This is a genomic window from Comamonas sp. MYb396, assembly GCF_037479555.1.
Lineage (GTDB): Bacteria > Pseudomonadota > Gammaproteobacteria > Burkholderiales > Burkholderiaceae_C > Comamonas.
Genome location: NZ_JBBGYU010000013.1, coordinates 17504 through 33841, shown reverse-complemented (window position 1 = coordinate 33841; position 16338 = coordinate 17504). Strand labels below are relative to the sequence as shown.

The 16338-nt window shown below is 58.6% G+C and carries 13 protein-coding genes and 1 tRNA gene; 6 read left to right on the top strand and 8 right to left on the bottom strand.

What is annotated here, in order from left to right:
• Positions 1-46 precede the first annotated feature (46 nt).
• Entirely contained in the window at positions 47-616 is a 570-nt protein-coding gene (locus WH265_RS23240) for a tetratricopeptide repeat protein (RefSeq protein ID WP_339559806.1), read from the bottom strand.
• Positions 617-931: 315 nt separating this feature from the next.
• Between WH265_RS23240 and cysS the strand changes: the two genes are divergently transcribed.
• The 6 genes from cysS to WH265_RS23210 all read left to right on the top strand — a co-directional run bounded on the left by cysS (position 932) and on the right by WH265_RS23210 (position 6608).
• Positions 932-2317, top strand: a complete 1386-nt coding sequence (cysS, locus tag WH265_RS23235; RefSeq protein WP_339559805.1) for a cysteine--tRNA ligase — start codon at positions 932-934, stop codon at positions 2315-2317.
• 57 nt (positions 2318-2374) lie between these two features.
• Positions 2375-3025, top strand: coding sequence for a DNA-3-methyladenine glycosylase family protein (locus tag WH265_RS23230; RefSeq protein ID WP_339537249.1), 651 nt, complete (start codon positions 2375-2377; stop codon positions 3023-3025).
• A 77-nt stretch (positions 3026-3102) separates the two neighbouring features.
• On the top strand, positions 3103-4077 hold the full coding sequence (locus tag WH265_RS23225) for an acetyl-CoA carboxylase carboxyltransferase subunit alpha (protein ID WP_116925082.1): 975 nt from the start codon (positions 3103-3105) through the stop codon (positions 4075-4077).
• Positions 4078-4160: 83 nt separating this feature from the next.
• Complete coding sequence (gene tilS, locus WH265_RS23220) at positions 4161-5132, top strand: tRNA lysidine(34) synthetase TilS (protein ID WP_339559804.1); 972 nt, start codon at positions 4161-4163, stop codon at positions 5130-5132.
• 77 nt (positions 5133-5209) lie between these two features.
• Entirely contained in the window at positions 5210-6490 is a 1281-nt protein-coding gene (locus WH265_RS23215) for an aspartate kinase (RefSeq protein WP_133858990.1), read from the top strand.
• A 25-nt stretch (positions 6491-6515) separates the two neighbouring features.
• A tRNA-Ser gene (locus WH265_RS23210) sits at positions 6516-6608 on the top strand.
• Between the two features lie 295 nt (positions 6609-6903).
• On the opposite strand, the gene WH265_RS23205 is transcribed toward WH265_RS23210, so the two are convergent.
• From WH265_RS23205 to WH265_RS23175, 7 genes are all read right to left on the bottom strand, one after another.
• Positions 6904-9123: a DEAD/DEAH box helicase gene (locus WH265_RS23205; RefSeq protein ID WP_339559803.1), complete on the bottom strand. Its 2220-nt coding sequence runs from the start codon at positions 9121-9123 to the stop codon at positions 6904-6906.
• Positions 9124-9138: 15 nt separating this feature from the next.
• Complete coding sequence (locus tag WH265_RS23200; protein ID WP_339559802.1) at positions 9139-10443, bottom strand: ATP-binding protein; 1305 nt, start codon at positions 10441-10443, stop codon at positions 9139-9141.
• The gene (locus WH265_RS23195) at positions 10440-12980 is read right to left on the bottom strand and encodes a tellurite resistance TerB family protein (protein ID WP_339559801.1); all 2541 of its coding nucleotides are present in this window, start codon (positions 12978-12980) and stop codon (positions 10440-10442) included. The genes WH265_RS23200 and WH265_RS23195 overlap by 4 nt, the downstream gene beginning before the upstream one ends.
• A gap of 395 nt (positions 12981-13375) precedes the next feature.
• A complete protein-coding gene (locus WH265_RS23190) occupies positions 13376-13912 on the bottom strand; it encodes a HEPN domain-containing protein (RefSeq protein WP_339559800.1) in 537 nt (178 codons plus the stop codon).
• 28 nt (positions 13913-13940) lie between these two features.
• On the bottom strand, positions 13941-14678 hold the full coding sequence (locus WH265_RS23185) for a hypothetical protein (RefSeq protein WP_339559799.1): 738 nt from the start codon (positions 14676-14678) through the stop codon (positions 13941-13943).
• 157 nt (positions 14679-14835) lie between these two features.
• The gene (locus tag WH265_RS23180; protein ID WP_339559798.1) at positions 14836-15645 is read right to left on the bottom strand and encodes a PP2C family serine/threonine-protein phosphatase; all 810 of its coding nucleotides are present in this window, start codon (positions 15643-15645) and stop codon (positions 14836-14838) included.
• Positions 15630-16304: a VWA domain-containing protein gene (locus WH265_RS23175; RefSeq protein WP_339559797.1), complete on the bottom strand. Its 675-nt coding sequence runs from the start codon at positions 16302-16304 to the stop codon at positions 15630-15632. The genes WH265_RS23180 and WH265_RS23175 overlap by 16 nt, the downstream gene beginning before the upstream one ends.
• Positions 16305-16338 lie beyond the last annotated feature (34 nt).

Sequence of the window (16338 nt, the reverse complement as noted above, 5' to 3'; positions counted from 1 at the left end):
TTGCACCGAGTTGAGGGCCAACGGTGCAAGATTCAAGGCAAGGCCCTTACTTTTTTGCGTCGGGCGCCGCTGCCGGGGCAGCCGGCGCTGCGGCAGCGGGTGCTGCAGCAGCGGCAGGCTGGGCCCGGGTCACCAAGAGGCGCAGGCTGCTGATCTTGGGCTGCAGCCGCGCTTGCTGGGCCGGCGCCAGCGTGCTGGCCTTGCTCAGTGATTGCTCGGCCAGGCGGATATAGATATCGCCCAGGTTTTCATAGGCGGTGGCATAGCCGGGGTTGGCCCGCACGGCGTCTTGCAGCGCGCGGCTGGCTTTTTCCAGCTGGTTGTTCTGGGCGTAGAGCACGGCCAGGTTGTTGTAGGGCTCGGGCAGTTCGGGGTATTCCTGCACCAGTTTCTCGAATGTCGCCGTGGCCTCGTCGCGCTGGCCGGCGTTCATCTGGGCCACACCCTGCAAAAAACGCCATTGCGGGTCACGCGGGGCTTGCTGGATCTTGGGCTCCAGCTGCTCCAGGGCCAAGGCAGTCTGGCCAGACTGGATCAGCTTTTCCACAGCCGTGTATTCGTCCGCATAGGCGGCGCCGCAGCTCAGCGCAAGCGCCAGCAAGGCGGCACGGGGCATCAGGGGGGAGAAAAGGCAACTGACTAACTTCATAGGGTTCGGGCGCGCTGGGCGCGTGCAAGTGGCCTGCAGGCTTATACTGCAGCGCATTGTAGCTGAGGGGGCTGGCGCCCCGGAACGACGGGCGGCCATGGTTTGCAGGGCATGGTCTCGGGCATCAGCTACCATACACGGTTCGGCGGTTCCTGCCGGGCGGCGGTGCCCGGGCAGGCGCTGCCAAACCCGTGCCCCAGCCTCTGTCAAGAGGATGGACGCGGAACGGGGCAGGGCGCCAGGCGTCTTTCCCTCTCTCAACCACAACCACGCTAATTTTTCATGAGTTTGCGCATCTACAACACGCTTTCGCGTGCGCTGGAGTCATTTGTTCCGATTGAGCAGGGCCATGTCCGCATGTATGTATGCGGCATGACGGTCTATGACCTCTGTCACCTGGGACATGCGCGCTCGATGCTGGCGTTTGATGTGGTGCAGCGCTGGTTGCGCGTCAGCGGCCTGAAGGTGACCTATGTGCGCAATGTCACCGACATTGAGGACAAGATCATCCGCCGCGCCGTGGAAAACGGCGAGACCATCCGCAGCCTGACCGACCGCATGATCGAGGCCCTGCACCAGGATGCCGATGCGCTGGGCATCGAGCGGCCCACGCATGAGCCCCGTGCCACCGAATACGTGCCGCAGATGCTGTCCATCATCTCGCAGCTGGAAGAAAAAGGCCTGGCCTACCGCACCGAAGGCGGCGATGTGAACTATGCCGTGCGCAAGTTCCCCGGTTACGGCAAGCTTTCGGGCAAGTCGCTCGACGAGCTCAATGCCGGCGAACGTGTTGCCGTGCAGGACGGCAAGGACGACCCGCTGGATTTTGTGCTGTGGAAGAGCGCCAAGCCCACCGAGCCCGACGAGGCCAAGTGGCAAAGCAGCTATGGCACGGGCCGGCCGGGCTGGCACATCGAGTGCTCGGCGATGAGCTGCGCGCTGCTGGGCGAGACCTTCGACATCCATGGCGGCGGCGCTGACCTGCAGTTTCCCCACCACGAAAACGAGATTGCCCAGAGCGAAGGCGCACACGGCCAGCCGCTGGCCAAGATGTGGATGCACAACGGCTTCATCAACGTCGACAACGAGAAGATGTCCAAGTCCCTGGGCAATTTCTTCACGATCCGCGATGTGCTCAAGCGCTACGACGCAGAAACCATCCGCTTCTTTGTGGTGCGCACCCACTACCGCAGCCCGCTCAACTACAGCGATGTGCACCTGGACGACGCCCGCAATGCCCTGAAGCGCCTCTATACGGCGCTGAGCCTAGTCGCCGCCGAGCCGGTGACCATCGACTGGAGCCACCCGAGCGCAGCGCGCTTCAAGGCGGCGATGGACGAGGACTTTGGCACGCCCGAAGCCGTGGCCGTGCTGTTTGAGCTGGCGGCCGAGGTCAATCGCAGCAAATCGCCAGCGGTGGCTGGCCTGCTCAAGGCGCTGGCGGCCACCTTGGGCCTGCTGCAGGCCGACCCTGCCGCCTACCTGCAAGCGGGCGCCACCGTGGATGCCGCTTATGTGGAGGCGCAGATTGCGCTGCGCGCGGCTGCCAAGGCGGCCAAGAACTATGCGGAATCGGACCGCATCCGCGCCGAGCTGCTAGCCCAAGGGGTGGAGCTCAAGGATTCCGCCCAAGGCACGACCTGGACGGTAGTGCAGGCAGGGGCCTGATGCGCGCTGTCGGTGGACTGCATCTGTCCCTGGCGTTGACGCGGTCTGTCTAGCCCTATGCCTGGTATCAGCAACAAACCGCTGTCTGCGGAAGACTGGGCCGTCGCCTGCAAACATCTGGCCCGCAAGGACCGGGTGATGCGCCGGCTCGCGCCGCTGTATGCCGGCGAGATGCTGCGCCGCGAGGCCGACGGCTTTGCGCTGCTGATGCGCTCGGTGGTCTGGCAGCAGCTGTCCGACAACTCGGCGCGCCAGCTGTGGAAGCGGCTGGTGGCAGCGCTCGGGTCGGCTAGCCCCAAGGCCATGCTGGCCCTGACGGACGAGGCGGCCAAGGCCATCCGCCTGCCGCAGCGCAAGCTGGGCTATCTGCGTGATCTGGCTGCATGGTTTGTGCAAGAGCCCAAGGATGCGCTGTCCTGGGTGCATGTCGATGACGACGCGGTCATCGAGCAGCTGATGGCGCAACGCGGCCTGGCGCGCTGGGGCGCGGAGATGTTTTTGCTGTTCCATCTGGGGCGGCCCAATGTGCTGGCCATTGACGATGCGGCGCTGCTGCAGGGCATCAGCGACCATTATTTTTCGGGTGAGGCCGTCAGCCGCAGCGATGCGCGCGAGGTGGCCCAGGCCTGGCAACCCTGGGCCAGCGTGGCGGCCTGGCTGATCTGGCGCTCCCAGAATGCCATGCCACTGGGGCAGGATGCAGATTGATCTGGTTTGGCCGCATGCGGTTACACTGTCGGTCGTTATGAGAAGGCTGCCTGCGGCTTTTCTCGAGGAGAATCATTTTGGCGAAAAGAACATTCCTGGATTTCGAGCAACCGATTGCGGAGCTGGAAACCAAAATTGATGAACTGCGCTATGTGCAAAGCGAAAGCGCAGTCGATATCTCTGAAGAGATTGATCAGCTCAGCAAGAAAAGCCAGCAGCTGACCAAGGATATCTACAGCGAGCTTTCCCCCTGGCAGATCACCAAGATCGCACGCCACCCCGAGCGTCCCTACACCCTGGACTATGTGAACGAGATCTTCACCGATTTCGTCGAAATGCATGGCGACCGCCACTTTGCCGATGACCTGTCCATCGTGGGCGGCCTGGCACGCTTCAATGGCAACCCCTGCATGGTGGTGGGCCACCAAAAGGGCCGCGACACCAAGGAGCGCACCCTGCGCAACTTTGGCATGAGCAAGCCCGAGGGCTACCGCAAGGCGCTGCGCCTGATGAAGACCGCCGAGAAGTTCAAGCTGCCGGTGTTCACCTTTGTCGACACGCCCGGCGCCTACCCCGGCATTGATGCCGAAGAGCGCGGCCAGTCCGAAGCCATTGGCCGCAACATCTATGAAATGGCGCAGCTGGAAGTGCCGATCATCTCCACCATCATCGGTGAAGGTGGCTCGGGCGGCGCGCTCGGTATCTCGGTGGCCGACCAGGTGCTGATGCTGCAGTACTCTGTGTACTCGACCATCAGCCCCGAAGGCTGCGCCTCCATCCTGTGGAAGACCAGCGACAAGGCCCAGGAAGCGGCCGATGCCATGGGCATTACCGCCCACCGCCTCAAGGCCCTGGGCCTGATCGACAAGATCATCCACGAGCCCGTCGGTGGCGCCCACCGCGACCACAAGCAAATGGCGGCGCTGCTCAAGCGCGGCCTGAGCGATGCCTTCCGCCAGCTGGCCGATCTGAAGCCCGCCGAGCTGCTGGACCGCCGCTACGAGCGCCTGCAAAGCTATGGCCGTTTCTCGGACACCAAGGCTGAGCATTGATACGCGCTGCTGGCCGCCGCTGATGCTGCGCCGCTGCTGCCAAGCCTCCCTTTGCGGAGGCTTTTTGCTGTGGGGCGCGCGCCATGGCTGAGCCCGCCATTGTTACCGCGCTGAACGGCTGGCAGCCCGCACTGCCGCTGGCTGTGGCCTACAGCGGTGGGGCCGATTCCACCGCCTTGCTCTGGGCCTGCCTGCAGCGCTTTCCAGGCCAGGTGCATGCCATCCACATCAACCACGGGCTGCAGGCCGCAGCCGCGGTGTTTGAAGCGCATTGCCGCGCCCAGTGCGCGGCCTGGGGCGTGCCGCTGATGGTGGTGGCGGTGAATGCCCATGCGCTGCCCGGCCAAAGCCCGGAGGATGCCGCACGCATTGCGCGTTACCAAGCGCTGACCCAGGCCGTGCTGGCTGCTGACGAGGCAGCGAAGGGCCGTATCCAGACCATGGCGCTGGCCCAGCATGCCGATGACCAGGTCGAAACCGTGGTGCTGGCGCTGTCGCGCGGCGCCGGGGTGGCCGGCCTGGCGGGCATGCGCGCGCAGTGGCAGCGCGCGGGCCTGCAGTGGGCGCGGCCCTATCTGGGGCTGGGCAGTGCGCAGATCCGTGCTGACCTGGCTGCGCTGGGCATCGCCTGGGTGGAAGACCCGAGCAACACCGACACCCGCTACACACGCAACCGCATCCGCCAGCAGGTGATGCCCGGCCTGGTGCAGGCCTTTCCGCAGATCGCGCAGACGGTGGCGCGCAGCAGTGCCAACGCGGCGCAGGCGGCCGAGCTGCTCGATGAGCTGGCGCAGATCGACCTGCAGGCCACCGGGGCGCCGCCGCGCATCCGCGCGCTGCAGGCGCTGAGCGCGGCGCGCATGGCCAATGTGCTGCGCTACTGGCTGCGCACGGCCCATGGCCAGACGCCGAGCGCCGCGCAGCTGGCGCAACTGCTGCTGCAGCTGCAGCGCTGCACCACGCGGGGCCACCAAATCCATATAAAAGTGGGCCGTGGGTATATACAGCGCCACAGAGATGTCATCGATTGGTACAATCCGCCAGTTTTGGTCTGACTAATGTACGATTCCGACGGCGTGCCAAAACACTTTGCATCAACGCCGAGCTTCGTGTTTCGTCATCGTGATATTCAATGGCACTGATCGTTCATAAGTACGGCGGCACGTCGATGGGCTCTTCCGAGCGCATCCGCAATGTCGCCAAACGCGTCGCCAAGTGGGCAAGGGCTGGCCACCAGATGGTGGTGGTGCCCAGCGCCATGAGTGGCGAAACCAACCGTCTGTTGGGCCTCGCCAGTGAGCTGGCACCCAGCCGCGCAGACAAGTCCTATTACCGTGAGCTGGACATGCTGGCCGCCACCGGCGAGCAGGCCTCGTCGGCCCTGCTGGCCATTGCGCTGCAGGCAGAAGGCGTACCCTCGGTGAGCTACACCGGCTGGCAAGTGCCGGTGCGCACCGATGACAGCTACACCAAGGCGCGCATTGAATCGATCGACGACCAGCGCGTGCGTGCCGATCTGGACGCCGGCCGCGTGGTCATCGTTACCGGTTTCCAGGGCATTGACCCGAACGGCAACATCACGACCCTGGGCCGTGGCGGCTCGGACACCTCGGCCGTCGCCGTGGCAGCCGCCATGAAGGCCGCTGAGTGCCTGATCTATACCGACGTCGATGGTGTCTACACCACCGACCCGCGCGTGGTCTCGGCCGCACAGCGCCTCAAGACCGTGAGCTTTGAGGAAATGCTGGAGATGGCGAGCCTGGGCTCCAAGGTGCTGCAGATCCGTTCGGTGGAATTTGCCGGCAAGTACAAAGTGCCAATGCGTGTGCTGTCGAGCTTCACGCCCTGGGATATTGCATTGGATGAAGAGGCCAAATCGGGCACTCTGATCACATTTGAGGAAGACGAAAAGATGGAAAAGGCCCTCGTATCGGGCATCGCTTTCAACCGCAGCGAAGCCAAAATCTCTGTCCGTGGCGTGCCTGACACCCCCGGCATCGCCTACCAGATCCTGGGCCCGGTGGCCGACGCCAACATCGATGTGGACGTGATCCTGCAAAACATCGGCAAGGACGGCAAGACCGACTTCAGCTTCACCGTCAACCAAGGTGACTTCAACCGCACGGTCGAGTTGCTGCGCGAAGAAGTCGTGCCCAAGCTCGGCGCTGACGAAGTCATCGGCAACCCCAACATCTGCAAGGTGAGCATTGTCGGTATCGGCATGCGCAGCCATGTGGGCGTCGCATCGACCATGTTCCGCGCGCTGGCCGAAGAGGGCATCAACATCCAGATGATCTCCACCTCCGAAATCAAGACCTCGGTCGTGATCGATGAGAAGTACCTGGAACTGGCTGTTCGTGCCCTGCACACCGCTTTTGGTCTGGATTCTGCAGAAGTTTCCAAATCGGCCTGATTTTTCAGGTTAGAATAGCTGTATTGGAAACGTGACCGAGTGGCCGAAGGTGCTCCCCTGCTAAGGGAGTATGGGGTGTAGAGCCTCATCGAGGGTTCGAATCCCTCCGTTTCCGCCAAGATGGCTTAAAATTCAAAGGCTTGCAAAAGAATTTGAGTTTTGTACCACTTAAAGTACCACAAAGAACAAAGGCTGCAAACTTAGGTTTGCGGCCTTTTGTTTTTGCATCGACACACGCATGTACCATGAATAGGGCAAGCAGATGACTGCATTGCAGCGATTGCTGCCAATCGGTGTGTATTCTTTAACGACTGCTCCCGCTATCGAAGCGGTCGCTGCCCAAATTACCGCATGACGAACTGGATTAGCCTAACGGTGTGGCACGCGTTCACCTCGTAAAAGTCAGGCCAAGGCTAATTGCCAGTGTCCCCAGCCACTTGCGCATGGTGCGTGACTACCCATTGCTGAGCCTCGTCGATATTGAGATTTAGGCTCGCATATGCTTTTTTCAGCAATTCAGGGGGAAGTGCCCAATCCCACTTCTCACGTTCGAGATTCCTGGCACCCTCGAGAAGTTCAGCCAACGTCGGCGGCACAGCCAAAGCTGCGTCCAATAGTGCATCTAAGATGTTGTCGACCGTCTTTTCGCCCTTCATCACTTCGATACCTGGACCTGCAGGTGCTGCTGTGAAACCCCTCAACCTCATGAAGCATGCGAGCGCCTCGTTGGCAGAGTCGCCAAGCCATGTCAAAACCAAAAGTTCCCGCCCCTGGTCTACAAGGTGCTCTGTGTGCAAATTCATCAAGTGGAAGTTTGCACGTGCTTCCTCCAGAAACCGTTGTGCCACTTCATCGATGAATACCACTTTTTCGGTCGACTCCAGCAGTTGCCGCATCCGCTGCCTAACCTTCGTGTGGACGCGTCCTACGCCCCCTGAGAACAATGGTGGGGCGCCACCACGTGCATGCCTCACAAAGATGACTTTCTGCTGTTCATCAACCGACTCGACTATCCACGTCTTGCCAGCAAAAAGAATGCGCTGTCCAATAGTGAGCATTTGAGAAACGGGCAGCGTACCCAGCGTACGACTTCCAGCAACTAGTCGAAACTCATCGTCGCCCGCAAAAGCGGCGTAGAAGGTGTAGTGGTTCACGAACTTCTCACCCACCGGTCCATGCAGTAATAGGCCGGAAGAATCCTGAACAATGAGTTCCTTCTGCCCCAAATGGCGAACCAGGTCTATGAAGCCCTCTTTCGTTGTACCTTCAAAGGGCGTACCGGGTGCGCACAGGAGAGCATACAGCTGACCAATCGTAGCCCCTCCGTTCTGAGCAATAGCGGACAACACTTGCTGCACGAGAGTAGACAGATGAGCTCCTTGCGTGACGGGCGGTTCAAACCAGCCTTCCAGCAATAGAAAAATCATCGCTACGGTCTGAACTAAGTCCAATCGCAATTGGGTCTCAATGCCAGACCTGCTGTCGACAGCGTCTTGGATGCAGTACCCCAGCAGAATGGCTGGCTCGCCCTTGCGGCGGCCGGAGCGTCCCAGCCGTTGGCGTAAGCTGGCAACCGATGGAGGCGCTCCAATTTGCACGACTCTTTTGACCGCTCCAATGTCAATTCCTAACTCCAATGTGTTCGTACATATGGCTGTTGCAGGCACTTCTTTCTGCTTGAGTGCCGCCTCGCTTTCTGACCGAATTTCTTTGGAGAGGCTCCCGTGATGGGGCCAGAATTCCTGCGGGACCTTTTGCTGCTCGCAGAGGCTGTTCAGCAGGTTGGTGTACCGCTCAACCTCTCGCCGGGAGTTTGGGAACACTAGGTTGTTGGAGCCTCGAAGCGACTTGAACATGTGGGCCGCGATAAGGCCCGGTGTCGCGGCTTCTGCATCCTCATCTTTGTTGTTCTTTTCAATGGCCAAGGGCTCTTCGTAGCCTTTCACCAGAATTCTGAGCTCGCTGCCTGAAGAGGCGGACACGACCATAGCCACCTCGGCACCGTGTCCAGGCCGCAGGAAGTCAGCTGCAAGGCTCATGTCGCCCAGCGTCGCAGACAGACCTACGCGTGGTACTTGGCGGCCCAGCACGACCTCGACACGATGCATCAGGGACTGCAGCTGCTTTCCTCGCTCTGAACCGATAAAGGCATGGAGTTCGTCCACCACGAAGTACGCTGCCCTTTGAAACACCGCCCCAATCGACGTCCCCCGATTGCATAACAACGCTTCCAGTGATTCGGGAGTGATGAGCAAGACACCTTGCCGTTGCTTGAGGAATTTCGCCTTCGATGTGGCGCCAATGTCACCGTGCCAAGGCCAGACAGGAATGTCCAATTGCTCGCAGAGCCTGTCCAGCCTGCCGAACTGGTCGTTGATAAGGGCCTTCAACGGGCTGATGTAGACGATGAGGCCTGGTTCCTCGCGCTGCAGAAGGTGCGTAAGCGCGGGCAGAAAAGCAGCTTCGGTTTTCCCAGCCGCCGTCGCTGCGGCCACAATGACATCCCGGTCTGCTTTGATGAGCAATGGGATGGCCTGTTCCTGTGCTTCGCGCAACGACTCCCAGCCTTCGGCCCAGATGAATCGCTGGATGCGCTCATCGAGCAGGTGAAAAGAGGAGCTTGCCGCGGACATAGCCGACCCTGGAGGTCAAAGCTTGAAGGATGCGAACTCGTCGCTTTCTTCTACCTCTACCGTCATATCACCTGCTGCCCCCGTATCCGCCGCCACCTCAAGCCCCCCCAGCAGTGTTTGCCACTCGACACCAGGGTTCTGCTCCAGAACCGCCAGCAGGTTGATGAAAGAGGTAATGGTAGTTCGCGGCGTCCTGAAGTAAGTCTCGCCGATTCGTCTGGAGCAGTGCTCCATGAAGCTCGCGACTCCATGGTCAGGAAGAAGGTACTTGGCCACATCACCTCCGGCATACACGTGGCGCAGCTTCTGTAGAAGCACGTAAAAATCCTCTGGCGTCAGGCTAGAGAGCCGCACCGTGGGCCCGCTGAAGTCGACGAGTTCACTGCTAGCGAAGGTATTCTGCGCCAGGCGACTTTGGAGCGCTGGATAGCTATACAGCCCGCGCCGTGTATCCAGCAGGAACTCAGGAGTTCCTCCGAGAATGAAGCCGAGTCCCACCGCCGTGCCCTGTAGCGAGTCATTAAGGATGCGCAGAATCTGCTCGTAGTTTGAGTTGCGTGCCTGGGCATTAGCCAGCTTGTAGAGGTTGACCAACTCATCAAGGCTGACCAGCAGCCCGCTGAAGCCGGCAAGCCTCACGAACCTGGCCATGAGTTTCAGTTGGTCATAGACCGCAGCGTCGTCTACATAGGTGCGCACGCCGAGAGCGGTTTTCGCATCAGTCTTTGTCGTGAACTCGCCGCGCAGCCAGCGCACGGCATCGGACTTCAATTCCTCGTTGCCCTCTTCAAAGCCGCGGTAGTACGCAGCGATGACATCAGCGAAATCGTATCCATTGACCAACTCGGTGAGATGCTCAAGCTTCCGGCGAATGAGGGTTTCGGTGGGCTGGCCTGCCTCCTTGGCCTCGGCCTTGGCCGTGGCGATGAACTTCTCGACGATGCCGTTAAGGGCCCCGCCCTCGGGCTTGGTACGCGTTGCCATGTTGCGCATGAGTTCGGCGTAAAGTGACCTCGCCTGTCCTCCACTGGCGTGCAGGCGACGATCAGGATTGAGGTCAGCGCTGGCAACAACCAGCTTCTTCTCCATTGCGACCGCGCGCACCAGGTTCAGGAAGAACGTCTTGCCGGCACCGTATTCGCCAATAACTAATCGGAAGGCGGAGCCCCCATCGGCGACGCGGACGATGTCACTGACCAGTGTTTCGATTTCACGGATGCGGCCCACCTGGATGAGATGTTGTCCGGCCCGTGGCACCACGCCCGCCCGCAGGGACTGGACAACGGCATCACGTTCTTTGGGTCGAATTGGTGCGTTCATGCTTCAAGCTTCTCCAGAATTTCGGGGTTCACGTCAACAGGGTCCTCGCCCTCGGTGAAGGGAATGTCGTGGGTGTCGAACGACACTTCATTGATGCGCTCAAGAGCTCCATCGAGCATCAAGTCTAGGTCCGAAGCGACGTCAAGTAGTTCCTCTCGGCTCCACTGTGGGCGCGACAGCAGCATGCGCGCAAACGCAGAGTGAGTTTCGTCCAGACCGAACAGCCCAGAAGGCGGAGATTCACTATCCGAAGGCTCCAGTTCGGGCTCTGAGGCAGGTGGCGTTGGTGCAGGCGCTTCGTCTTTGAAGATATCGGCGAGCAGCGCTGATACCCGTTCGGAATCCTTCTGCAACGCTGCAATCTTCGCGGTATCCAACTGGAACCCAGTCGACTCCGTCTTCGCAAGAACGCCCGCAGTTGGCGTCGCTCCAGTTCCTACCGCATGCACATCTGAGAAGACCTTCTTGGCATCAAGGCCCAGCGCCTTATATACCTTCTCCAGCATCTTCACCTCGGCAGGCGTGACGCTTCCATCCGACTGAGCAACAGTCGCCATGAAGGCAGCAATCGTCTCTTTCGATTTTGTATCCAAGGGCTCCAGCTTCTTCTTGAGAGAAGTCAACGAAACCGGTGCTGCAACCAGCAAGCGCAGATGGGCTAGTAGCCTGCTCGACTGCGCAGGGGAAAGATGCGTCCAGGCCTGCACTTGCTCGCGCAGGTGACCCATTTCCCGGACGCTAAAGTCGCCGTCAGCACTGGCTACGGCTGAGGCCAGCTGCAAGGTGAGCGTCGCTGCCTGGTAGACAGAAGTTCGCCTTTGCGAAGTATCTGGCTCCGGTGCGAAGAACAGCACGATATGGTCCTCGGGCTTTGGCGTCTTGGCCCCGCCCAGCACATCCGGTTCGAATCCAATCTGCATAGATTCCAGCGCCTTTGCCAACGTGATGGCACGATCTTTGTTTAGAGCAGCCTTTGCTTGGAACGTATCGAGCAAATCCTGCATAGTCATCACCACCATTCCAGAACCAATGCGCGTTTTCAGTGCATTGACAGCTTTCTCCGACTCCGGTGGCCACAAGGTGACGGGTAGGAGCAGCAGGGCCTCCAGCGAGGCCGCCGCATCCAGATTGCGTCCAAGGTATCGGCTGTAAGGGTCCAGCTCTGCGGAAACTGCATCCACGATTTTCTTGAGCCGCTTTTGAGGTGCAGTCAGAACTGTGACGTCTGGCACGTCGCCGAAGGTCAACTTAATTTCATTGACGCCCTGAAATCCGGCAGATGCAGGGCGATAGACCAGCTTTAGCTTGGTTTTGTTTCTTGGGAGAATCACGCCTTGCTTGAACTCCTCGGCATAGCGCTGCAAGAAGAGCTTATCGAACTGCTCGACGCACCGCGTTGCAGGTGTCCTCAGGTAACTCGTGGGGTCCATTCGAGCCCATGCCAATGCAAGATGGCCTGGGACAGGCACTGCATCAACAGCTGTAAGGCCCAGTGCCAAGCGAATGTAGAGGGGCAATTCAAACGTTTGCGGGAATGTTGGCACGGGCTCGTTGTAGAGCTGCTTGGAGTAGTCGGCCACTTCCAGCCAGTCGAGCAACTCGCTAGCGTAGCGCTTAAAAGAGTAAGACTTCTCACCATAAATAACCAGTAGACGTCTGATTTCCTGTGCGATTGCTGGCCTATCGCACCGAGCCTGCTCGTCGTCCTGACCATCAACGATGGCTCTACGCTCCAGCCCGTAGAAGAAGAGAAATACATATCCAATGTCCGCTTCCATGTCTCTACGGCCGCCAGCCAACCAGGTCAGATAAGCTCTGCGGGCAGTGGGGGAAATCTGCGAATACGAAGGCCAGTAGCCAAACTCACGCTTGCTAAGGTTCGCCTGTGCAGCAACGGTCAAATTTGGATTGATGAGACAAGGGTCAGTGGATTTTGAATAAGTCTTTAGGTCATTACCCACGTAAATCATCCCGCCTGTGATGAGACTGCCGGCCACCATAACGCTTTCACCTTGGGTAATCCACCTACCAGGCCCAAGGATGGCGGGCGCTTGCGGAATGGCGAAGTTCTCATGCGTGGCGGGCACCTGCGTGGCGACGGGCACGGGGGCGTCATCATCCACAAATCGCCGGTGAGCACCGGGCGCTGCTACTGGCGCTTTCACCGGAGGCCGTTGGTCGGGACTGGGCGCCTGCGCGGGGAGCCCCGGAGGGGCTATGGAAACAGGATGGTCATCCGGAACAAATCGCGCAGGTTGCACGACTAAAGCTGGCGTGAATACCGTATCGGTTGTGTGCGCCACCATTTTTGGACGTACGGGTACGGATGACTTGGAAGGCGTCTCGGTTGTTCCAGAATTCGGAGCGACGGCATGAGCCGCACTCTGCTTTTTAGTGCTGAGTAATAACCCACAGGCCCAAATCCCCCCCATGAACAAGACTATATAGCCCCAAGAGTACTTTGGAAACACGATGAAAAGAATCACCAAGGTCATGGCGGCGACGACACCGCTGCTTGTCTTTTTCTTCTTAGGCATCCTGCCCCTTTGTGGTTGTTGAGCGAGTCATGTTGTTGCCCCCAATTGGTGCTCTACAGTAACAGAATGTTCTAAACCTCCGAAGGGGAATGGGTCTTCCCACAAGGTGTGGACGCACTACTTGGGTTGTAACTTAGCTATTGGGATAAGAAACAGATTTCTGGTAATTCTCATTGAATATTTTATGAACAATTCCATTGTCAACCAGGGTCTCGTTCAGCCTGAAGTCCCTCTGGGAGCCGCCGATCCGCCTTTGCAGCGATTGCTGCTGTACGCGTCGTGAAGTGGGGCTGGCCCTCCGGACCCTGCAGCAGTCATCGCTCCACCAAAGCGGATGACTGCTGCCTGCTCATAACAGCCGCCTACAGAAGAATCTCGCTGTAAGTCAGGCTCAATCACAACTTCGTCGCAGCTTCCGTCGCAGCCACCATGCTTTTCAGAAACCTGATCGCTTTCTCAAGTTCATCCTTGCGCACAAGATGCGCTGCAGGCGTTCCAGCATTTAACGCTTTTGAGCGGTGGACGGCTTCACCGCGCTTCTTTATTAATGTGTCCAGTTCTAGGCGGGCCCGAGCACTGTCATAGTTGTTCCACTGCCAGCCTGCAGATACGTCTACACCTAGGAAATCCAAGAACAGCTTGCAGGTCTTTTCAGCGCTTGGGTTGTGAAACTGCTTTAGTGTCGTTTGTAGATGCCGTAGAAGAAACTTATTCTGGAAGCTGTCGTTGCCTTCGCCTAACCGTTGCTGAACGGCTTCCTGAACCCGATCTTCCACATATGTCTCCCATGCCGTGCAAGCCATGATGAGGCCAGCCCGCTTCAACACCTCCGCATTTGGTGGTGGGGGAAGGACGTTAATGGCATTGAAGTGTGCGAGCAGCTCCTCTGCATCTTTTATCGAACTACTGAATGTATCTAGCGCTCCGGGCATGTGACGACTTTCAAATTTGCGAAGGAAATCAACGCGTAATACCTTGTGTAAGGGTTGGCATACGAGTAGACAGAACCTCAATTTTCTCCAAGGCTAAGATGCGGCCACGCTGGATCTGAGCATCAAATATTGCAAGGTGCGAAGGAGAACTGTCAAGAACAAAGCCCGTCCCGATGACCTTCCCCTCGCGCTGGACCTCCACACAAGGAATCCTAGAGGCCTGGCAACCCTTCAAATACTCCACTGCCTGGCTTTCCGCAGCAGCCTTTCCTGCGGCCTCGCCAAGCGCAGCGGGTACAACCATGAAAGCTGTCAGCACAAACAGCGCACAGGGTACTACGCTGATAACTATTGCTGTGAGCATCATCTGCCGAATGAGGCGACGTCGCCATTCGGGCTGTCGCAGCAGCCAATCTGGCGCCTTTCCCAAAGCTCCCATTGTCGGAGACAGAAGAACGAAGAAATACACACCCAAAATGACTGTAGCGACTGCCAACCAATGCAAGTTACCGACTATAGATGCAAGAATAGAGGCAAACCTGTCGACCACACCGTAGTAACCGTTGATCAGTATCCAATCTGCAGATTTGGGAAATAGACCGGCATCAACATTCCAGTACTTAAGATAGTGCCGGTGTCGCACGTCACCAATGAGATGTAGGGTGACAGTTCCTGTAGCTACCAGAGCTGTGAGCAAACTGAGCGTTGTCGGCCAATTCAACGCAGTCCGCTTTCTTGGGGGAGTGTTTTCTTCGATTTCTGACATATTGACACTTTAACCGTTGTGTCTTGGTCCGTGCGCATTGTATGGAAGGTGAAGAAGTTGGTCACCGAGCGTAGGTAAGCGTGGCGCAGGATTAATGATCAGCGCTTGCATTGATGGGCAGTCCTTGTAATGCAACACAGCCATGGGACTCGCCGATTCACCCATGTGATCTAACGCTATTCCGTGGCGGGCTCAGCAATATGAGTGAGCAATCGTCCGCAGACTTGCGCGTGAAGAGTTGCTGCATATTCGCGTTCAGAATCTTGCTGATCTCGTCCTGCTTTAGGTCTTGGGTCCATGCCACCAGCTTGGCAACTGCGGATGCGGGATTTCCAGTACTTTTTTCATAAAGCGATTCGGCGCATCCGTCACTCATGAGAACAAGGCCAGCAAGGTCTGAAGTATCACTGCCATGGTAGAGACGGATCTTGCTTGGTGCAGATGAGTCTGTGACAAAGTACGTCGTGTTGGTGAATTCCCCGTTGTCTGGATGTGACAACGTACTGGCCGCTCCCTGTGCATTGACTTGAACTATGACTCCATCTCCAAGATGCGCTGCGACGAAGCGGTTATCCTTGTGCGCGGCACATAGGAGTGTCGACGCGAGTGCACTTTCGTCGCATCTCAGGCGTCTGGCCAAACGATGCAATTCATGCTTGAGCCGCTTGTGTATGAATCTGCCGGCTGCTGCAGGGTTTTTTTCGCACAATGTGTAGAGCGTGTCGAACTGCGACATTAGCAGCCGTAACGCTGAGCGAACCACAATGGCGGCACCATGCTGCGAGAAGGCTCTTGAGCCCGCCCCATCAGCTAGCGCAACGGCTGCCATGTCCATTGTTCGTTCGAATCCGATACGGTCTTGGCACGGGGTGTTGGCACCAACGTGGGAGCGCCCGGTGGCGGCAGCTCCGGCAACTTTGTAGCGAGAGCCCCCCCGGTTGCGACGCCGACTCAGACCTGCCCCCATGCAGCAATGCCGGCCGTATCCAGAGCCACGTGCTCACCGGGTGTAGATTGAGAAACTCTGGAGACACTGCGGCTGAGCCATTCGAAGAATTCCTTGAAGTTGAGGCCTCGCAGCCGCAGTGGTGGGCGATTCGGTGAAAGCACTGCGAGTTTGGTCATATTGGCGCCGCCTCCAATGCCGATGGGAAAAACGGTGAGCTTCTTCGCTGACACCAGAGCACGGATGCGTTCCGCTGCGGCGGATAGCTCATCGGTTGGCTCTCCATCGGTCATGACGACCAACCAAGGTTGGTAGTAGTCAACTCCTGCACGTTGATAGTCGAGCTTTCGCGCCTCTAACAAATCCAGACCCATGAGCACACCTTCGCCCATGGGGGTTGCGCCATTGGCTTGTAACATGGGGGTCGTCTGTCGATCAATGGCCATGAAGTCCACGGCCTTGTGAACACCAGCACCAAAAGTGACCACTGCGATTTCAGCCGCGTACTGTGCAACGTCATCAGCGCGGATCGCGTCAAAGAACAAACCGACGCCTTCATTGAGTTCGGCAATGGGCTCTCCACTCATTGAGCCGCTCACATCGAGCACGAGGCAGATGGGCACGCGAGCGGTTGGGTTTTCGACCAAGTCTTCTTGTCTCAATATGTACTGTTCATCCATTTGGTTGCTTTCGGTTGAAGAGGCTGGGTCCGCC

Bases quoted from the DNA above. Each gene is read 5' to 3' on its own strand.
- WH265_RS23175 (WP_339559797.1), bottom strand. From the start codon at position 16,304: ATGGATGAACAGTACATATTGAGACAAGAAGACTTGGTCGAAAACCCA.
- cysS (WP_339559805.1), top strand. From the start codon at position 932: ATGAGTTTGCGCATCTACAACACGCTTTCGCGTGCGCTGGAGTCATTT.
- WH265_RS23195 (WP_339559801.1), bottom strand. From the start codon at position 12,980: ATGCCTAAGAAGAAAAAGACAAGCAGCGGTGTCGTCGCCGCCATGACC.
- WH265_RS23205 (WP_339559803.1), bottom strand. From the start codon at position 9,123: ATGTCCGCGGCAAGCTCCTCTTTTCACCTGCTCGATGAGCGCATCCAG.
- WH265_RS23215 (WP_133858990.1), top strand. From the start codon at position 5,210: ATGGCACTGATCGTTCATAAGTACGGCGGCACGTCGATGGGCTCTTCC.
- WH265_RS23180 (WP_339559798.1), bottom strand. From the start codon at position 15,645: ATGGGGGCAGGTCTGAGTCGGCGTCGCAACCGGGGGGGCTCTCGCTAC.
- WH265_RS23185 (WP_339559799.1), bottom strand. From the start codon at position 14,678: ATGTCAGAAATCGAAGAAAACACTCCCCCAAGAAAGCGGACTGCGTTG.
- WH265_RS23200 (WP_339559802.1), bottom strand. From the start codon at position 10,443: ATGAACGCACCAATTCGACCCAAAGAACGTGATGCCGTTGTCCAGTCC.
- WH265_RS23240 (WP_339559806.1), bottom strand. From the start codon at position 616: ATGCCCCGTGCCGCCTTGCTGGCGCTTGCGCTGAGCTGCGGCGCCGCC.
- WH265_RS23230 (WP_339537249.1), top strand. From the start codon at position 2,375: ATGCCTGGTATCAGCAACAAACCGCTGTCTGCGGAAGACTGGGCCGTC.
- WH265_RS23190 (WP_339559800.1), bottom strand. From the start codon at position 13,912: ATGCCCGGAGCGCTAGATACATTCAGTAGTTCGATAAAAGATGCAGAG.
- tilS (WP_339559804.1), top strand. From the start codon at position 4,161: ATGGCTGAGCCCGCCATTGTTACCGCGCTGAACGGCTGGCAGCCCGCA.